The organism is Citrobacter europaeus (assembly GCF_037482245.1).
Lineage (GTDB): Bacteria > Pseudomonadota > Gammaproteobacteria > Enterobacterales > Enterobacteriaceae > Citrobacter > Citrobacter europaeus.
In genome coordinates this window covers 1,127,484-1,144,995 of sequence record NZ_CP148084.1, presented here as the reverse complement: position 1 = coordinate 1,144,995, position 17,512 = coordinate 1,127,484, and the positions used below count along the sequence as shown (strand labels likewise).

Here is a 17,512-nt window from a genome sequence, read left to right as displayed (position 1 = left end):
ATGACATTATCCCGCGTGAGCGCCATCAACTGGAACAAGATTGAGGATGATAAAGATCTCGAGGTATGGAACCGCCTGACCAGTAACTTCTGGCTACCGGAAAAGGTCCCGCTCTCCAATGACATCCCGGCCTGGCAAACGTTGAACGCCGCCGAACAGCAGTTGACCATCCGCGTTTTTACCGGGCTGACGCTGCTCGACACCATTCAGAATGTTGCCGGAGCACCCGCGTTAATGGCCGATTCGTTAACGCCGCATGAAGAGGCGGTGCTGTCGAATATCAGCTTTATGGAAGCGGTACACGCCCGTTCATACAGCTCTATTTTCTCCACCCTTTGCCAGACCAAAGATGTGGATACAGCTTACGCCTGGAGTGAAGAAAATACCCCACTCCAGCGCAAGGCGCAGATCGTTTTGGCACATTACGCCAGCGACGAACCGTTGAAGAAGAAAATTGCCAGCGTGTTTCTGGAATCCTTCCTGTTCTATTCCGGCTTCTGGTTACCGATGTATTTTTCCAGCCGCGGCAAATTGACCAATACAGCCGATCTTATTCGCCTGATTATTCGTGATGAGGCCGTTCATGGGTATTACATTGGTTATAAATATCAAAAAGGTCTGGAGCATATTTCCGAGTCCGCACGCGAGGAGTTAAAGAACTTTGCCTTCGATCTGCTGATGGAATTGTATGATAACGAAGCGCGCTATACGGAAGAATTGTATGCAGAAACAGGCTGGGTGGATGACGTCAAAGCCTTCCTTTGCTACAACGCCAATAAGGCATTGATGAATTTGGGGTATGAGGCGCTATTTCCACCTGAAATGGCGGAGGTTAACCCGGCAATCCTTGCCGCGCTGTCGCCCAACGCTGACGAAAACCACGATTTCTTCTCGGGTTCTGGCTCATCATATGTGATGGGAAAAGCGGTCGAAACCGAAGACGACGACTGGAATTTCTAGCAATCATTTCTGCGGGAAATACCGTACATTTTTCGCGGAAATATTTTAACAGGATCACACTTTTGTCGTGCAAATATAATTGTGTGATCTACACTCAATATCAGCCGCATTATTCGCCTGCATTCCAGCAATTCAGGCGATTTTTCATTGGCATTTACAAAAAATATTAACCCGCCCGCATTCGCGCTCAGCCCTTATATCACGGGAAGTCCCGCCGCCTGGCCTTCGGCAATATTCATGCCACAACCAAATTCAGGGTTGTCTCAGATTCTCAGTATGTTAGGGTAGAAAAAGGTCACTATTTCCATCAGGTAATATATCGATATAAACAAATAACAGGAATCATTCTATTGCATGGCAATTAAATTAGAAGTTAAAAATCTCTATAAGATATTTGGAGAGCATCCCCAGAGAGCCTTCAAATATATTGAAAAAGGACTTTCAAAAGAGCAGATTCTGGATAAAACAGGGCTATCGCTTGGCGTAAAGAACGCCAGTCTGGCCATTGAAGAAGGCGAGATATTTGTCATCATGGGATTATCCGGTTCGGGTAAATCCACAATGGTACGCCTTCTCAATCGCCTGATTGAACCCACCCGCGGACAGGTATTGATTGACGGCGTAGACATCGCCCGCATATCCGATGCCGAGCTTCGCGAGGTGCGCAGAAAAAAGATTGCGATGGTGTTCCAGTCCTTTGCCCTGATGCCGCACATGACGGTGCTGGACAATACGGCATTCGGCATGGAATTAGCCGGTGTCGGCGCGGATGAACGTCGTGAAAAAGCGTTAGATGCGCTACGTCAGGTTGGTCTGGAGAATTATGCTCACGGATACCCGGATGAACTTTCCGGGGGAATGCGCCAGCGTGTGGGCCTCGCCCGTGCATTAGCCATTAACCCTGACATCTTATTAATGGATGAGGCCTTCTCAGCCCTCGATCCATTAATTCGTACTGAGATGCAGGATGAACTGGTAAAACTACAGGCGAAACATCAACGCACCGTGGTCTTTATATCGCATGACCTCGACGAAGCTATGCGTATTGGCGACAGAATTGCCATTATGCAAAACGGTGAAGTGGTCCAGGTCGGCACGCCGGATGAAATCCTGAATAATCCAGCCAATGATTATGTACGCACCTTCTTCCGTGGCGTTGATATTAGCCAGGTCTTCAGTGCGAAAGATATTTCACGCCGTAGCCCCGAAGGTTTAATTCGTAAAACGCCCGGGGTGGGTCCACGTTCAGCGCTGCAATTATTGCAGGACAAAGATCGCGAATATGGTTACGTGATCGAACGCGGCAATAAATTCGTTGGCGTTGTTTCAATCGACTCCTTAAAAACAGCGTTAAGTCAGGCGCAAGGTATTGAAGCGGCATTGATCGATGAGCCGTTAGCCGTAGATGCGCAAACTCCTCTCAGCGAGTTGCTTTCTCATGTCGGCCAGGCCCCGTGCGCGGTGCCGGTTGTTGATGAGGAACAGCAGTATGTGGGCGTCATTTCAAAACGCATGCTGTTACAGGCTTTAGATCGTGAGGGGGTAAACAATGGCTGATCAAACTAATCCGTGGGATACCACACCTGCGGCCGACAGCGCCGCACAAACTGCCGATGCCTGGAGCACGCCATCTGGTGCGCCCACTGACGGCGGTAGCGCAGACTGGCTGACCAGCGCCCCTGCGCCGGCGCCAGAACATTTCAATATTATGGATCCGTTCCATAAAACACTGATCCCGCTGGATAGTTGGGTCACCGAAGGGATCGACTGGGTTGTTACCCATTTCCGTCCGGTCTTCCAGGGCATTCGTGTTCCGGTGGATTACATTCTCAACGGCTTCCAGCAGCTTCTGTTAGGTATGCCAGCGCCCGTGGCGATTATCCTGTTCGCCCTGATTGCCTGGCAGATATCCGGTGTCGGAATGGGCGTTGCTACGCTGATTTCCTTGATTGCCATCGGAGCCATCGGTGCGTGGTCGCAGGCCATGATAACCCTGGCGCTGGTACTGACCGCTCTGCTGTTCTGCGTAGTGATCGGTCTGCCGATGGGGATCTGGTTAGCACGCAGTCCGCGGGCGGCAAAAATTGTTCGCCCGCTGCTGGACGCCATGCAAACCACCCCAGCGTTCGTCTATCTGGTGCCGATTGTCATGCTGTTCGGTATTGGTAACGTCCCGGGCGTGGTGGTGACGATTATCTTCGCCCTGCCGCCAATCGTACGTCTGACCATTCTGGGGATTAACCAGGTGCCAGCCGATCTGATTGAAGCCTCGCGTTCGTTTGGCGCCAGCCCGCGTCAGATGCTGTTTAAAGTGCAGCTCCCGCTGGCGATGCCCACTATTATGGCCGGGGTCAACCAGACGCTGATGCTGGCGCTTTCAATGGTCGTCATCGCGTCGATGATCGCCGTCGGCGGGCTGGGTCAGATGGTGCTGCGTGGAATCGGTCGTCTGGATATGGGGCTTGCCACCGTCGGAGGGGTTGGGATTGTAATCCTCGCCATCATCCTGGATCGCCTGACGCAGGCCGTTGGTCGCGACTCGCGTAGTCGTGGCAACCGTCGCTGGTACACCACTGGTCCCGTTGGGCTTATCACTCGCCCTTTCACGAAATAATTCACCCGTTGCCCGGTGGCGCATTGCTTACCGGGCCTACAATTCATTAACTTACACAAAATCATTCAAGTTGCATCGCGGCGGCAAACGAATGTATCCCCAGGAGCGTACAAGTAGTACGTGACTGGGGTGCATGAGTGCAGCCAACAAAGAGGCAGCTTGAAGGATGAAGTGTAATAAGGAACAACGATGCGACAGAAAATAATTATTGCCACAGCGTTTGCCACCCTTGTCTCCACCAGCACTTTCGCTGCCGACCTGCCGGGCAAAGGCATCACCGTACAGCCAATTCAGAGCACAATCTCTGAAGAATCCTTCCAGACGCAGCTGGTTGCCCGCGCGCTGGAGAAGCTGGGTTACACCGTTAACAAAACAAGCGAAGTTGATTACAACGTCGGCTATACCTCCATTGCCTCTGGCGATGCAACTTTTACCGCCGTGAACTGGCAGCCGCTGCATGATGATATGTACGCCGCTGCGGGCGGAGACAAAAAGTTTTATCGCGAGGGGGTATTCGTTACGGGTGCCGCACAGGGTTATCTGATCGACAAAAAAACCGCTGAGCAGTACAAAATCACTAACATCGCTCAGTTAAAAGATCCGAAGATCGCCAAAATCTTTGACACTAACGGTGACGGAAAAGCCGATATGATGGGCTGTTCACCGGGCTGGGGTTGTGAAGCCGTAATCAACCACCAGAACAAAGCTTTCGATCTGGAAAAAACCGTCGAGGTCAGCCACGGTAACTATGCGGCGATGATGGCTGACACCATTACCCGTTTTAAAGAAGGCAAACCCATTCTTTACTACACCTGGACACCGTACTGGGTCAGCGACGTCATGAAGCCGGGTAAAGATGTGGTCTGGCTGCAGGTACCGTTCTCTTCCCTGCCAGGCGAGCAGAAAGATATTGATACCAAGCTGCCAAACGGCGCCAACTACGGCTTCCCGGTGAACACGATGCATATTGTCGCCAATAAAGCCTGGGCGGAGAAAAACCCGGCTGCAGCGAAACTGTTTGCCATCATGAAGCTGCCGCTGGCGGATATCAACGCGCAGAACGCGATGATGCATGACGGTAAAGCGTCTGAAGCCGACGTGCAGGGTCACGTTGACGGCTGGATCAAAGCCCACCAGCAGCAGTTTGACGGCTGGGTGAACGAAGCGCTGGCCGCGCAGAAATAACCGGCTCGCAGGCCTGATGAGCGTAGTTTCATCAGGCACTGTAACCATACCAATGCCGGATGGTGGCGCGATGCGCCTTATCCGGCATAGACGCCCTCCCCCCAATCGCACAATTCATCACCCAACAAATCAGCAACATTTAATCACTTCCGTTATGATTGTTTTCTGCAACCCATTACTCAGTTGAAAACAATGACGAAAACCACTCAGGGACTTAGCCCTTCGCTGATCCTGTTAATGTCTATCGCCACCGGCCTCGCCGTCGCCAGTAACTATTATGCTCAGCCGTTGCTCGACACCATCGCCCGTAACTTTTCACTATCTGCCAGTACCGCAGGGTTTATCGTCACCGCGGCCCAACTCGGCTATGCCGCTGGCCTGCTGTTTTTAGTCTCGCTTGGCGATATGTTCGAACGTCGGATGCTGATCGTCTCCATGACGCTGTTAGCGGCAGGCGGCATGCTGATTACCGCCAGCAGCCAGTCGCTGGGCATGCTGATCCTCGGCACCGCCCTGACCGGGTTGTTCTCGGTAGTCGCACAGATTTTAGTTCCGCTGGCGGCGACACTTGCCACGCCAGACAAGCGCGGTAAAGTCGTCGGCACGATTATGAGCGGCCTGCTGTTGGGCATTCTGCTGGCGCGCACCGTAGCGGGATTACTGGCCAATTTGGGCGGCTGGCGCACCGTGTTTTGGGTGGCATCGGTATTAATGGCGCTGATGGCGATTGCGCTGTGGCGCGGTCTGCCGAAGATGAAATCAGAAACGCATCTTAACTACCCGCAACTTCTGGGTTCGGTATTCAGCCTGTTTATCCACGATAAACTGCTGCGTACCCGCGCGATGCTGGGCTGTCTGACCTTTGCCAATTTCAGTATCCTCTGGACATCAATGGCGTTTTTGCTCGCCGCACCGCCGTTTAACTATTCAGAAGGCATGATTGGTCTGTTTGGCCTGGCGGGGGCCGCCGGGGCATTAGGCGCGCGTCCGGCGGGCGGTTTTGCCGATAAAGGTAAATCTCACCTGACCACCACCCTTGGGCTGTTATTGCTGCTGCTCTCCTGGCTAGCTATTTGGTTTGGGCACGCTTCCGTCCCCATGCTGATTATCGGCATTCTGGTGCTGGATCTCACCGTTCAGGGCGTACATATCACCAACCAGACGGTTATCTATCGCACTCATCCGGACGCGCGTAATCGCCTGACCGCCGGATACATGACCAGCTATTTTATTGGCGGAGCGGCAGGGTCGCTGATTTCAGCCTCCGCCTGGCAGCATGCCGGGTGGGCTGGCGTTTGTCTGGCCGGTACGACCGTTGCCCTACTCAATCTGTTGGTCTGGTGGCGAGGTTTTCACCGTCAGGAAGCCGTAAATTAAGCGTATAGTGCATGTTTACCGCTGATTGGGCTCCACAGGGTGTTAAGGAGCCCATCAGTCTGCTAAGGTTATAACTCATTGAACCAAGTTATATTAATTTCGGTAATGAAACCTATAACCCTATGGAAAGCCCTATACCCCAGTCTGAACCCAGTTCTGCAACGCTAACTGAAGGATTCAAAGACAGCCTGCCAATAGTCATTAGCTATATTCCGGTCGCTTTTGCATTTGGTCTCAATGCCACTCGCCTTGGCTTTTCTCCCGTTGAAAGCGTCTTTTTCTCCTGCATTATCTATGCGGGAGCCAGCCAGTTTGTCATCACCACGATGCTCGCTGCAGGCAGTTCTCTGTGGGTTGCCGCTCTGACCGTCATGGCCATGGATGTACGCCATGTTTTGTACGGCCCTTCCCTGCGTAGCCGAATCGCCCAGCGACTGAGCAAACCCAAAAGTGCGCTGTGGGCCTTTGGCCTCACCGATGAAGTCTTTGCCGCCGCAACCGCAAAGCTGGTACGGGATAACCGGCGCTGGAGTGAGAACTGGATGATTGGCATTGCGCTATGCTCATGGGCCTCCTGGGTATTTGGCACGGTGATCGGCGCGTTTTCCGGCAGCGGTTTACTTAAGGATTACCCGGCCGTTGAGGCGGCGCTGGGCTTCATGCTCCCGGCGCTGTTCATGAGCTTCCTGCTGGCCTCTTTCCAGCGTCAGCAGGCGCTCTGCGTCACTGCGGCGCTAGCCGGGGCGCTGGCTGGCGTTATGCTGTTTTCCATTCCTGCCGCCATCCTTGCCGGCATTGTCTGCGGATGCCTGACGGCACTCATCCAGTCATTTTGGCAAGGGGGTCCTGATGAGCTATGAGGTCCTGCTGCTTGGCCTGTTGGTCGGCTGCGTGAACTACTGCTTTCGCTATTTACCGCTGCGCCTTCGAGTGGGTAATGTTCGCCCGACCAGGCGCGGCGCAACGGGCATATTACTCGACACCATTGGCATAGCATCAATTTGCGCCCTGTTGGTGGTGTCTACCGCGCCAGAAGTAATGCACGACGCTCGTCGGTTCGTACCGACGCTGGTGGGGTTTGTCATACTGGGCGCAAGCTTCTATAAGACCCGCAGCATCATCATTCCAACCTTACTGAGTGCTCTGGGCTACGGATTAGCCTGGAAAATGCTGGTTGGCTTATAGATAAAAGAAATCAATTTAAATAAATAATACATTTACTTTATTTGTCACTGTCGTTACTATATCGGCTGAAATTAATGAGGTTATACCCAAATGGATAGTTCGTTTACGCCCATTGAACAAATGCTAAAATTTCGCGCCAGCCGCTACGAAGAGTTCCCTTATCAGGAAGTGCTTCTGACTCGTCTCTGCATGCACATGCAGGGCAAGCTGCTGGAAAACCGCAATAAGATGCTGAAAGCTCAAGGGATTAACGAGACGTTGTTTATGGCGTTGATTACGCTGGAGTCTCAGGAAAACCACAGTATTCAGCCCTCTGAACTGAGTTGCGCGCTCGGCTCGTCACGCACTAACGCTACCCGCATCGCGGATGAGTTAGAAAAACGTGGCTGGATCGAACGTCGCGAAAGCGATAACGATCGCCGCTGTCTGCATCTGCAATTGACCGAGAAAGGCCATGCATTTTTGCAAGAGGTATTACCGCCTCAGCACAACTGCCTGCATCAGCTCTGGTCGTCTCTCAGCACCACCGAAAAAGATCAGCTCGAGCAAATTACCCGTAAACTTCTGACCCGTCTTGATCAGATGGAGCAGGATGGTGCGGTGTTAGAAGCGCTGCGCTAAGGCGCCGACTCGCTCAGAAATCCAGATTTATAAATGAAAAAACCGACAGGCCAGCACGCACACTGCTGGCCTGTCTGATAAACAGGTCGGCTCAGCCGATGTGAAAAAAAAAGAAGATCGTGGAGAACAACATGAGCGCAAATGCGGAGACTCAAACCCCGCAGCAACCGGTCAAGAAGAATGGCAAACGTAAAAGTACGCTGCTCCTTCTGACCTTGCTCTTTATTATCATTGCCGGGGCTATTGGGATTTATTGGTTTTTAGTACTGCGTCATGTCGAAGAGACAGACGATGCGTACGTGGCAGGGAACCAGGTTCAAATCATGGCGCAGGTATCAGGCAGCGTGACGAAAGTCTGGGCTGATAACACTGACTTTGTAAAACAAGGCGATGTACTGGTCACCCTTGATCAGACGGACGCAAAACAGGCATTTGAAAAAGCCAAAACTGCGCTGGCTTCCAGCGTGCGTCAGACGCACCAGTTGATGATCAACAGCAAGCAGTTGCAGGCCAGCATTGAAGTGCAGAGAACCGCACTGGCGCAGGCGCAAAGCGACTTTAATCGCCGTGTTCCACTGGGCAACGCCAACCTGATTGGCCGCGAAGAACTGCAACATGCGCGTGATGCTGTCGCCAGCGCGCAGGCCCAGCTTGATGTCGCAATTCAACAATATAATGCTAACCAGGCGATGATTCTGGGTAGCAAGCTGGAAGACCAGCCCGCCGTGCAACAGGCTGCCACTGAAGTACGCAATGCCTGGCTGGCACTGGAACGTACTAAAATTGTCAGCCCAATGACCGGCTATGTTTCCCGTCGTGCCGTGCAGCCTGGCGCGCAAATTAGCCCAACCACGCCGCTGATGGCAGTTGTTCCGGCCACTAATCTGTGGGTGGATGCTAACTTTAAAGAAACACAGCTCGCGCACATGCGTATCGGCCAACCGGCGACCGTTATCAGTGATATTTACGGCGATGACGTGAAATACACCGGTAAAGTAGTCGGCCTGGATATGGGTACGGGCAGCGCCTTCTCCCTGTTACCAGCGCAAAACGCGACCGGTAACTGGATCAAAGTCGTCCAGCGTCTGCCGGTACGTATCGAACTGGATGCGCAGCAACTGGCGCAGCATCCGCTGCGTATCGGTTTGTCTACGCTGGTAACCGTTGATACCGCTAATCGTGACGGGCAGATTCTGGCAAGCCAGGTTCGCACCACGCCGGTAGCAGAAAGTAATGCACGTGAAATCGACCTTGCTCCGGTCAATAAGATGATCGAAGAGATCGTGCGGGCCAACGCGGGCTAATTAAAGGTGCGTGTTATGCAACAGCAAAAACCGCTGGAAGGCGCGCAGCTCGTCATTATGACGATCGCGCTGTCCCTGGCGACATTCATGCAGGTGCTGGACTCCACCATTGCTAACGTGGCGATCCCCACTATCGCCGGGAACCTGGGCTCTTCGCTGAGCCAGGGAACCTGGGTGATCACCTCTTTCGGGGTGGCGAACGCTATCTCTATTCCGATCACCGGCTGGCTGGCAAAGCGCTTTGGCGAAGTCAGGCTCTTCATGTGGTCCACAATTGCCTTCGTCATTGCGTCCTGGGCATGTGGGATGTCCACCAGCCTGAACATGCTCATTTTCTTCCGCGTGATACAAGGGATTGTCGCCGGTCCATTAATTCCTCTGTCACAGAGCCTGTTGCTGAATAACTATCCTCCCGCCAAGCGTTCCATCGCCCTCGCGCTATGGTCGATGACGGTAATTGTTGCTCCGATATGTGGCCCTATTCTTGGGGGCTATATCAGCGACAACTATCTCTGGGGCTGGATATTTTTCATCAACGTGCCAATCGGTGCTGCGGTGGTATTGATGACCCTGCAAACCCTGCGCGGACGGGAAACCAAAACCGAGCAGCGGCGCATCGACGCCATTGGTCTGGCTCTGCTGGTCATCGGTATCGGCAGTTTGCAGATTATGCTCGACCGCGGCAAAGAGCTGGACTGGTTCGCCTCGCAGGAGATTATCATCCTGACGGTGGTCGCGGTTGTCGCTATCAGCTTCCTGATCGTCTGGGAGCTTACCGACGAGCACCCCATCGTCGATCTCTCGCTGTTTAAGTCGCGCAATTTTACCATCGGCTGCCTGTGTATCAGCCTGGCCTATATGCTCTACTTCGGCGCAATCGTCCTGCTGCCGCAGCTATTGCAGGAGGTTTATGGCTATACGGCAACCTGGGCCGGTCTGGCGTCCGCGCCGGTAGGGATCATTCCGGTGATCCTGTCGCCAATTATCGGCCGCTTTGCGCACAAGCTGGATATGCGTAGGTTGGTGACGTTCAGTTTTATTATGTATGCCGTCTGTTTCTACTGGCGTGCGTGGACGTTCGAACCGGGTATGGACTTTGGCGCATCAGCCTGGCCGCAGTTTATTCAGGGGTTCGCGGTAGCCTGCTTCTTTATGCCACTGACGACCATCACGCTGTCCGGCTTACCGCCTGAGCGTCTGGCCGCAGCATCAAGTTTGTCGAACTTTACGCGAACGCTGGCAGGTTCTATCGGCACGTCGATTACGACAACGATGTGGACGAACCGCGAGTCGCTGCACCATGCGCAGTTAACGGAATCCGTAAACCCCTACAACCCAAATGCTCAGGCCATGTACGATAAGCTGCAGGATTTAGGGATGACGCAGCAGCAGGCGTCAGGCTGGATAGCTCAGCAGATCACCAATCAGGGTCTGATTATTTCCGCCAACGAAATCTTCTGGATGTCGGCGGGGATCTTCCTGGTTTTGCTTGGCCTGGTGTGGTTTGCCAAACCGCCCTTCGGCGCAGGCGGTGGTGGCGGCGGCGCACACTAAACTTCTGATAAAAGGGATCTGCGGATCCCTTTTTTATTAGACTCGCGATCAGAAGTAATATTTAAATCTCAGGCGCCCGCCGTAGCGTGCATCTTCGCTGTTATCGCCATTATTCGGATCGGCCTCAACCCATGAGGCATAGGCACCGAGGTAGATGTTAAAGTTTTTCATATCCAGTACGTTGGGGAACAGATATGAGGCATGAATGGTGTGAATATCATAACTGCCAGGATCGGTTATCCAACAATCTTCCTCGCAAACGGCTTCAAGATTCGTGGCGTTGAAGGCGTCAATGTTGTTATGCGCATAGATATAACCCAGCTCAAACCGGTGCCACAACGCATTCACCCCGGCGGTAAAATCGGTCTCGTCGGTCGCATCCATATAGGCGGTGTTCAGGTTAATCACCGCACCATCTTCTGGATCGGTTTTCTGACCATCCCAGGTCATAGTAAAACCATAGCCTGTACGATCGGACTGATCGATCCACTTCCCATTCTCATAATAGCCATAGGCGTTGTTGACGACGTTACTTTCCATCGCCACCGCCGTCGAGAAGCGTCCGCTTTGCCAGGCTATCACCGGACGCACATAGGCCACGTTTTTATCGTTGGTTAAGTCCATTCCGTGGTACTGCTTCTCGGTATAAAGCGTACTGCCATTTTCCATCAATGTGTTCACTTCGAAATACCAGTTATCGATGGTTTTGCTGATCAGGAAGTTACCACCGCTGTCGCTACGCCCCCGGCCCTCTTTCATCATATATATATAACCGTAGCCATCGCTGTACAGGTCATTCGCCGTATTACCTGAATATTCAATAAAGGTATCCTGATTCAGCGGGAACATATCGTAAGCTTCAAAGCGTCCAACCTTAATTTGCCAGTCTTTTTCTTGTCCAAAGAAGAATACTGCATCATCGAGGTTCATTTTTCCTGTCAGGTCTGCCAGGGGCTGGACCGAGAACCCGGCAAAATTACCGTTATTCAGTCGTTGGTAACCATCAAAACCCAGCAAAATACGTCCGTTGATATCCCAACGCTCATTTGTTCCTGGCGCCCAATCTTTATTCGCAGAGGTTCTCGTTGATGCCAGGCTGCCGGAACGGCTTGCTGCGTCCATATTAAATTCAACATCACCATAGAATTTAATATCGCTAAAACCGGATAATGTTAGTTTAGGTGGGTTTTCCGTAGCGGCGACGGGCTCAGCTGACTGCACCTGTACCGTCGGTGCTGTGGCTACCTGCTGTTGCTTCAGCGAACGGATTTGCGACTCGGCATCAGCAGCCCGCTGCTCGGCATTAATCACACGCTGCTCCAGTTCGGCAAGACGCTGCTCAATAGCGGTATTCGCTGCCCAAAGGTTATGCGAAAAGCAAGCGCCGACCACTAGCGCTAAATATTTCACCTTCATTTTTTATCCCTAAAGTTAAATGTATACCAGATAAGATTTGATAAAAACCTCATCCACCGGCTATTAAAAGAGTCTTGTTATTACCCGGATATCTGGTGCATTCCATTATGTTTTTCTATTAATTATTTATGTTTTTTAATTTATGTGATCAATGCGGTCTGGCATCGTTAATCATCCGCCACTTTCTGTATACCAGATCACATTTTATTATTTCCCTGGCCATGCTTTAGTTAATACGTGATGTATTTCCTCCGCAAATATAATAAATACAAATTATGTTAAGCAATAAAAAACCCCGGCTACAAACCGGGGTTAATTTAAATACTGAAACAGCTAATTAGTAAGACTAAATATGCAGTTCCTGCAGTTTCTCTTTCGGCAGCGCCAGCTCTTCATTGCTGTTAACGCGCACATCATGCTCCAGAATATGACGTGCGATATCCTGCGCTTCGCTAAGCGAGTGCATCTGATACGTACCACACTGGTAAACGTTCAGTTCTGGGATCTGGTTTTGATCCTGCACTTTCAGCACGTCCGCCATCGCCGCTTTCCACGCGTCGGCAACTCGCTGCTCGTCCGGCGTACCAATCAGGCTCATGTAAAAGCCGGTGCGGCATCCCATCGGAGAGATATCGATAATCTCAACGCCGTTACCGTTGAGGTGATTACGCATAAAACCTGCAAACAAGTGTTCCAGCGTATGGATACCTTTCTCAGGCATCACTTCTTTGTTCGGAATGCAGAAACGCAGATCAAACACGGTGATTGCGTCGCCATGCGGGGTGTTCATCGTTTTTGCAACCCGGACCGCGGGAGCTTCCATCCGGGTGTGATCGACAGTAAAACTATCTAACAACGGCATTTAGCCACCTCCGATAAATTTTTTAAAAATAATCTGAACTCTTTGTTCCGGGGCGAGTCTGAGTATATGAAAGACGCGCATTTGTTATCATCATCCCTGTTTTCAGAGATGAAATTTTGGCCACTCCCGAGTGGCCTTTTTCTTTTGTATCAAGCGTGCTTTTCCAGCCACACGCTAAACGGCTCAGTATCCGCCGCTTCGATCTCCTGCTGACGACGCTTTGAAGCCTCGGTTTCAGCAATAAATTCAGCTTCCTGCAATATTTCTAACGGCTCTTCACGCAGTAGATTTCGGTAAGCCTCACCCAGCGCTTTGCCCGTGCCACCGATGCCTTCATCAATCATAGACCGAAGGATCCGGGCAGAGAAAGTCAGTTCAGGATTGTCAAAACAGGCAACCAGTTCATCACAGACCTTCTGATACTCCTCTCCCCCATCGATGCTGTCCAGCGTTTGTGCCACGCGTTTCAGATCGCGGAACAGATCTTTACCTACCTTCGGCAGCGGGAACTGGGCTGTTTCACAGCCAATACCTAGCGTCAGCCCAGGCTTACGCCCTTCGAGGATCACACGGTTCCAGTTTTTACGCGTACACAGCAATTCATCGCTGCTCATTTCCGGGGCATCGGCCAGCGCGCACCAGACCATAAACAGATCGAGGAAGCGCACCTGCTGCTCGTCTACGCCAATCGGTGAGAACGGGTTGATATCCAGCGAGCGAACCTCGATGTACTCAATACCGCCGCGAAGAAGCGCGTCAGAAGGTGTTTCACCACGACGAGTGACACGTTTCGGGCGAATAGGCGCATACAGCTCATTTTCAATCTGCAGAACGTTGCTGTTGATTTGCAGACGCTTACCATCCTTCTCCAGACCGATCGCCGCGTACTCCTCGGAAGGAGTTTTAATCGCGCGCTTTAATCCTGCCACATACTCATGCAAATCGTTAAACGTAATTCCGAGATTGCTTTGCGACTTATTGGTATAGCCTAAATCACTCAGACGCAGCGACGTCGCGTATGGCAGGTAATACATCCCGCAGTCGGTTTTTTCAAACGGCAGGGTTGTCGGTTTTCCTTGCAGGAAGGAGGAACAAATGGCCGGAGAGGCACCAAACAGATACGGGATAACCCAACCAAAACGGTAGTAGTTGCGGATCAGGCGGAAGTAACCTGCGGAGATCTTCTCTTTCGCATCTTCACCGTCCGTTACGCCGCATTTCGCCTGCCAGAAAGCCATCGGCAGCGAGAAATTGTAGTGTACGCCAGAGATAGTTTGCATCAACGCGCCGTAACGGTTTTTGAGGCCTTCACGGTACAGCGTTTTCAGACGACCAGTATTCGACGTACCGTACTGCGCCAGTTCGATATCCTGGCCTTCGGCAATATAGCAAGGCATGCTCAATGGCCACATACGCTCGTCGCCCAGATTTCTGGCGGTATAACGATGCAGATCGCGCATGAACGTGAGCATTTTCTCAATATCGTCGCCAGGAGGCGTAATAAACTCCAGCAGCGCTTCGGCAAAGTCAGTGGTTATCCATTTATGCGTTAGCGCTGAGCCTAACACCTCAGGATGACCTGTCGTTGCTAATGACCCGTCTGCATTAACGCGCAGCGTTTCGCGCTCCAGCCCACGTTGAATCCCCTTTAACGCCTGAGGATGGTTTTCCAGCCAGGCCAGCGCCTGTGATACGTCCGGGATCAAATTGACCTCCCGCCTGTCAAAATCGTTTTAATTAGCATAATGGTATTGGTTACCCTGTAGGCTATCTCACAACACAATTAGTGCCACCACATAATGCCTTGCGTCGTAACCGCTGCGACAACAACATAGCGCAGCGCCTTGCCAAGACATAAGAAAAAGAGTACCGGGCCCCACGAGATGCGCATCCATCCAGCTAACAGGCACAGTAAATCACCCACAACCGGCATCCAGCTTAATAATAGTGTGACAGCGCCATAGCGCCGCAGCCAGCCAGTGGCTTTTTCTTGCCAGCGCGATGTTTTACGCAATGGAAAGAAACGCCCAAGGATAACGTTAGTTAACCCTCCAAGGCTATTACCCATTGTTGCTGTTAAGACTAAGACCCAGGGATGACTTACCCCAGAAACCAGCAAAGCAACTAAAACAACCTCAGAATTACCGGGTAATAGCGTAGCGCTGAGAAAACTGCTGGCAAACAGTGACAGGAGCGATAGTCCATCACTCACAATAACCGGACATCCACAGCATCCATTCCCGCGGCACGCGCCGCCTGCAGTCCAAAATCAGCATCTTCAAACACCACACAGCGCGCCGGAACAACGCCCATACGTTCAGCACAGAGCAAAAACGTATCAGGAGCAGGTTTATGGCGTTGAACGTGATCGGCTGCGACTACAGCATCAAAATAGCGACGCAGCCCAAGATGAGCGAGCAGAGCTTCTGCAATCGCGCTTTCACTCCCCGTACCTACCGACATAGGACGGCGACCATGCCAGGCTTTCACGACGTCAACCAATGGCAAAGGTTGGACGCTATCCAGCAGCATGCTTCTCACCTTATCGGTTTTTTCACGTGCCAGGGCATGTGGGTCAAGATCGGCATGATTCAACTCAATTACCGACTGGGCAATACGCCACGTTGGGGAGCCATTGAGGGCGACCATGGCTTGTTCATCAAAACGTAGCCCATAATGCCCCAATACCTCATGCCACGCCTTACGGTGCGTAGGCTCGGTATCCAGGATGGTGCCATCCATATCAAAAATCAAACCCGCATAACGTTCGTACATCGTCTTCTCACAAGCCGATTGACCAGACGTTATTTTATCGTAATTGATTGATTTTGTCGCTGACAGCGAATTAAGGGGTGTTCCGGGAGTATGAGGAAATGATTCGAAAGGGGGAAGATGGTGCTGGCGATTATCTCGCAGACCATGAAAAAACAGTTTCACAGTTATTTCGGAGAAGATGGTGCATCCGGGAGGATTACTCACTAGTGTTCGCCCTGCGGGCCGTTGCTGAAGCAACGTTATCCTCCCTGGTACTCGCGATTATCTCACAGACCATGAAAAAACAGTTTCGCTGTTATCTCGGAGAAGATGGTGCATCCGGGAGGATTCGAACCTCCGACCGCTCGGTTCGTAGCCGAGTACTCTATCCAGCTGAGCTACGGATGCATCGGGAAACTTGCTTTACTGCCGATATTGATACCGCAATAAACGATATCAAGTAAGAGATGGTGCATCCGGGAGGATTCGAACCTCCGACCGCTCGGTTCGTAGCCGAGTACTCTATCCAGCTGAGCTACGGATGCATCGGGAAACTTGCTTTACTGCCGATATTGATACCGCAATAAACGATATCAAGTAAGAGATGGTGCATCCGGGAGGATTCGAACCTCCGACCGCTCGGTTCGTAGCCGAGTACTCTATCCAGCTGAGCTACGGATGCATCAGGGAAACTTACTTACTGCAGATTTGATATCGCTGCTAAAGTGATATCGATTTTCTGTAACAACGCTAATGCGCTATTGCAGAGAAGATGGTGCATCCGGGAGGATTCGAACCTCCGACCGCTCGGTTCGTAGCCGAGTACTCTATCCAGCTGAGCTACGGATGCAAATGGCGGTGAGGCGGGGATTCGAACCCCGGATGCAGCTTTTGACCGCATACTCCCTTAGCAGGGGAGCGCCTTCAGCCTCTCGGCCACCTCACCAACACGCCTCTTGCGAGTGCTTCGAAGAACTTGTTTCTGCTCATCGTCGCTGCGTGGCGCACATATTACTTTCTGGGACTTATAAGTCAAACAATTTTTCCAGAGCTTTTATCGTTTGCACATTTCACGCGCAATTAGTCTGCAAAAACGGCAAAAAGAGTGTTTTATCAACAGATAAATTGGCAATTTCCTGAAGCAGTGAACAAACGGAAACGTCGCAGGAAAAGGCAATACGCGCAGTGGAATCGAAAAAATGGGGAAGACAAAATAGAAAAGAGAAGAAAAAGGACTATTCAATCAGGTTGCGCCTCACCAGAAAGGTGAGACGCGAAAACCTTAGTAACTGGACTGCTGGGATTTTTCAGCCTGGATACGCTGGTAGATCTCTTCACGATGGACAGAAACTTCTTTCGGGGCGTTTACGCCAATGCGCACCTGGTTGCCCTTCACCCCTAAAACTGTCACGGTGACCTCATCGCCTATCATGAGGGTCTCACCAACTCGACGAGTCAGAATCAGCATTCTTTGCTCCTTGAAAGATTAAAAGAGTCGGGTCTCTCTGTATCCCGGCATTATCCATCATATAACGCCAAAAAGTAAGCGATGACAAACACCTAAGTGTAAGCAGTCACGGCATCACATTCTGTTAAACCTAAGTTTAGCCGATATACACAACTTCAACCTGACTTTATCGTTGTCGATAGCGTTGATCCAACCGCTGCGGACTGAAGTCC

The 17,512-nt window shown here is 51.7% G+C and carries 16 protein-coding genes and 5 tRNA genes; 10 read left to right on the top strand and 11 right to left on the bottom strand.

The features are described 5' to 3' along the window. From nrdF to emrB, 10 genes are all read left to right on the top strand, one after another. The gene (gene nrdF, locus WHR59_RS05340) at window positions 1–960 is read left to right on the top strand and encodes a class 1b ribonucleoside-diphosphate reductase subunit beta (protein ID WP_075145744.1); all 960 of its coding nucleotides are present in this window, start codon (window positions 1–3) and stop codon (window positions 958–960) included. A 354-nt stretch (window positions 961–1,314) separates the two neighbouring features. After that, window positions 1,315–2,517 (top strand): glycine betaine/L-proline ABC transporter ATP-binding protein ProV, encoded by a 1,203-nt coding sequence (gene proV / locus WHR59_RS05335; RefSeq protein WP_003037282.1) that lies wholly within the window; start codon window positions 1,315–1,317, stop codon window positions 2,515–2,517. Beyond that, on the top strand, window positions 2,510–3,574 hold the full coding sequence (gene proW / locus WHR59_RS05330) for a glycine betaine/L-proline ABC transporter permease ProW (protein ID WP_043017314.1): 1,065 nt from the start codon (window positions 2,510–2,512) through the stop codon (window positions 3,572–3,574). The genes proV and proW overlap by 8 nt, the downstream gene beginning before the upstream one ends. Window positions 3,575–3,763: 189 nt before the next feature. Further along, a complete protein-coding gene (gene proX / locus WHR59_RS05325; RefSeq protein WP_043017315.1) occupies window positions 3,764–4,759 on the top strand; it encodes a glycine betaine/L-proline ABC transporter substrate-binding protein ProX in 996 nt (331 codons plus the stop codon). 192 nt (window positions 4,760–4,951) lie between these two features. Beyond that, the gene (locus tag WHR59_RS05320) at window positions 4,952–6,136 is read left to right on the top strand and encodes an MFS transporter (protein WP_338843691.1); all 1,185 of its coding nucleotides are present in this window, start codon (window positions 4,952–4,954) and stop codon (window positions 6,134–6,136) included. Window positions 6,137–6,258: 122 nt separating this feature from the next. Continuing rightward, window positions 6,259–6,996: an AzlC family ABC transporter permease gene (locus tag WHR59_RS05315; protein ID WP_047409251.1), complete on the top strand. Its 738-nt coding sequence runs from the start codon at window positions 6,259–6,261 to the stop codon at window positions 6,994–6,996. Next, complete coding sequence (ygaH, locus tag WHR59_RS05310) at window positions 6,986–7,321, top strand: L-valine transporter subunit YgaH (RefSeq protein ID WP_043017318.1); 336 nt, start codon at window positions 6,986–6,988, stop codon at window positions 7,319–7,321. Before WHR59_RS05315 ends, ygaH begins: the two co-directional genes overlap by 11 nt. A 90-nt stretch (window positions 7,322–7,411) precedes the next feature. Next, entirely contained in the window at window positions 7,412–7,942 is a 531-nt protein-coding gene (gene emrR / locus WHR59_RS05305; RefSeq protein WP_003037300.1) for a multidrug efflux transporter EmrAB transcriptional repressor EmrR, read from the top strand. Between the two features lie 131 nt (window positions 7,943–8,073). Beyond that, window positions 8,074–9,246, top strand: a complete 1,173-nt coding sequence (emrA, locus tag WHR59_RS05300; protein ID WP_200008209.1) for a multidrug efflux MFS transporter periplasmic adaptor subunit EmrA — start codon at window positions 8,074–8,076, stop codon at window positions 9,244–9,246. A gap of 15 nt (window positions 9,247–9,261) precedes the next feature. Beyond that, window positions 9,262–10,800, top strand: coding sequence for a multidrug efflux MFS transporter permease subunit EmrB (emrB, locus tag WHR59_RS05295; protein ID WP_338843689.1), 1,539 nt, complete (start codon window positions 9,262–9,264; stop codon window positions 10,798–10,800). A gap of 48 nt (window positions 10,801–10,848) precedes the next feature. Here the strand turns inward: emrB and WHR59_RS05290 are convergent, their stop codons facing one another. From WHR59_RS05290 to csrA, 11 genes are all read right to left on the bottom strand, one after another. Then, window positions 10,849–12,216 carry a carbohydrate porin gene (locus WHR59_RS05290; RefSeq protein ID WP_338843687.1) on the bottom strand — a complete coding sequence of 456 codons (1,368 nt, stop codon included), beginning with the start codon at window positions 12,214–12,216 and terminating at the stop codon, window positions 10,849–10,851. Window positions 12,217–12,562: 346 nt separating this feature from the next. Then, window positions 12,563–13,078: an S-ribosylhomocysteine lyase gene (luxS, locus tag WHR59_RS05285; RefSeq protein WP_016154160.1), complete on the bottom strand. Its 516-nt coding sequence runs from the start codon at window positions 13,076–13,078 to the stop codon at window positions 12,563–12,565. A 149-nt stretch (window positions 13,079–13,227) separates the two neighbouring features. Then, window positions 13,228–14,784, bottom strand: a complete 1,557-nt coding sequence (gshA, locus tag WHR59_RS05280; protein ID WP_016154161.1) for a glutamate--cysteine ligase — start codon at window positions 14,782–14,784, stop codon at window positions 13,228–13,230. Between the two features lie 77 nt (window positions 14,785–14,861). After that, the gene (locus tag WHR59_RS05275) at window positions 14,862–15,290 is read right to left on the bottom strand and encodes a YqaA family protein (protein ID WP_003825961.1); all 429 of its coding nucleotides are present in this window, start codon (window positions 15,288–15,290) and stop codon (window positions 14,862–14,864) included. Beyond that, the gene (gene yqaB, locus WHR59_RS05270) at window positions 15,287–15,853 is read right to left on the bottom strand and encodes a fructose-1-phosphate/6-phosphogluconate phosphatase (protein WP_043017322.1); all 567 of its coding nucleotides are present in this window, start codon (window positions 15,851–15,853) and stop codon (window positions 15,287–15,289) included. Before yqaB ends, WHR59_RS05275 begins: the two co-directional genes overlap by 4 nt. A 310-nt stretch (window positions 15,854–16,163) precedes the next feature. Further along, window positions 16,164–16,240: transfer RNA gene (locus tag WHR59_RS05265), tRNA-Arg, on the bottom strand. 60 nt (window positions 16,241–16,300) lie between these two features. Beyond that, window positions 16,301–16,377, bottom strand: a tRNA-Arg gene (locus WHR59_RS05260). A gap of 60 nt (window positions 16,378–16,437) precedes the next feature. Beyond that, window positions 16,438–16,514 (bottom strand) — tRNA-Arg (locus WHR59_RS05255). Between the two features lie 91 nt (window positions 16,515–16,605). After that, window positions 16,606–16,682 (bottom strand) — tRNA-Arg (locus WHR59_RS05250). Between the two features lie 3 nt (window positions 16,683–16,685). Further along, a tRNA-Ser gene (locus WHR59_RS05245) sits at window positions 16,686–16,778 on the bottom strand. 336 nt (window positions 16,779–17,114) lie between these two features. Continuing rightward, window positions 17,115–17,300, bottom strand: coding sequence for a carbon storage regulator CsrA (gene csrA / locus WHR59_RS05240; RefSeq protein WP_000906486.1), 186 nt, complete (start codon window positions 17,298–17,300; stop codon window positions 17,115–17,117). Between the last annotated feature and the right edge of the window lie 212 nt (window positions 17,301–17,512).

Bases quoted from the DNA above. Each gene is read 5' to 3' on its own strand.
- nrdF (WP_075145744.1), top strand. From the start codon at position 1: ATGACATTATCCCGCGTGAGCGCCATCAACTGGAACAAGATTGAGGAT.
- proV (WP_003037282.1), top strand. From the start codon at position 1,315: ATGGCAATTAAATTAGAAGTTAAAAATCTCTATAAGATATTTGGAGAG.
- proW (WP_043017314.1), top strand. From the start codon at position 2,510: ATGGCTGATCAAACTAATCCGTGGGATACCACACCTGCGGCCGACAGC.
- proX (WP_043017315.1), top strand. From the start codon at position 3,764: ATGCGACAGAAAATAATTATTGCCACAGCGTTTGCCACCCTTGTCTCC.
- WHR59_RS05320 (WP_338843691.1), top strand. From the start codon at position 4,952: ATGACGAAAACCACTCAGGGACTTAGCCCTTCGCTGATCCTGTTAATG.
- WHR59_RS05315 (WP_047409251.1), top strand. From the start codon at position 6,259: ATGGAAAGCCCTATACCCCAGTCTGAACCCAGTTCTGCAACGCTAACT.
- ygaH (WP_043017318.1), top strand. From the start codon at position 6,986: ATGAGCTATGAGGTCCTGCTGCTTGGCCTGTTGGTCGGCTGCGTGAAC.
- emrR (WP_003037300.1), top strand. From the start codon at position 7,412: ATGGATAGTTCGTTTACGCCCATTGAACAAATGCTAAAATTTCGCGCC.
- emrA (WP_200008209.1), top strand. From the start codon at position 8,074: ATGAGCGCAAATGCGGAGACTCAAACCCCGCAGCAACCGGTCAAGAAG.
- emrB (WP_338843689.1), top strand. From the start codon at position 9,262: ATGCAACAGCAAAAACCGCTGGAAGGCGCGCAGCTCGTCATTATGACG.
- WHR59_RS05290 (WP_338843687.1), bottom strand. From the start codon at position 12,216: ATGAAGGTGAAATATTTAGCGCTAGTGGTCGGCGCTTGCTTTTCGCAT.
- luxS (WP_016154160.1), bottom strand. From the start codon at position 13,078: ATGCCGTTGTTAGATAGTTTTACTGTCGATCACACCCGGATGGAAGCT.
- yqaB (WP_043017322.1), bottom strand. From the start codon at position 15,853: ATGTACGAACGTTATGCGGGTTTGATTTTTGATATGGATGGCACCATC.
- csrA (WP_000906486.1), bottom strand. From the start codon at position 17,300: ATGCTGATTCTGACTCGTCGAGTTGGTGAGACCCTCATGATAGGCGAT.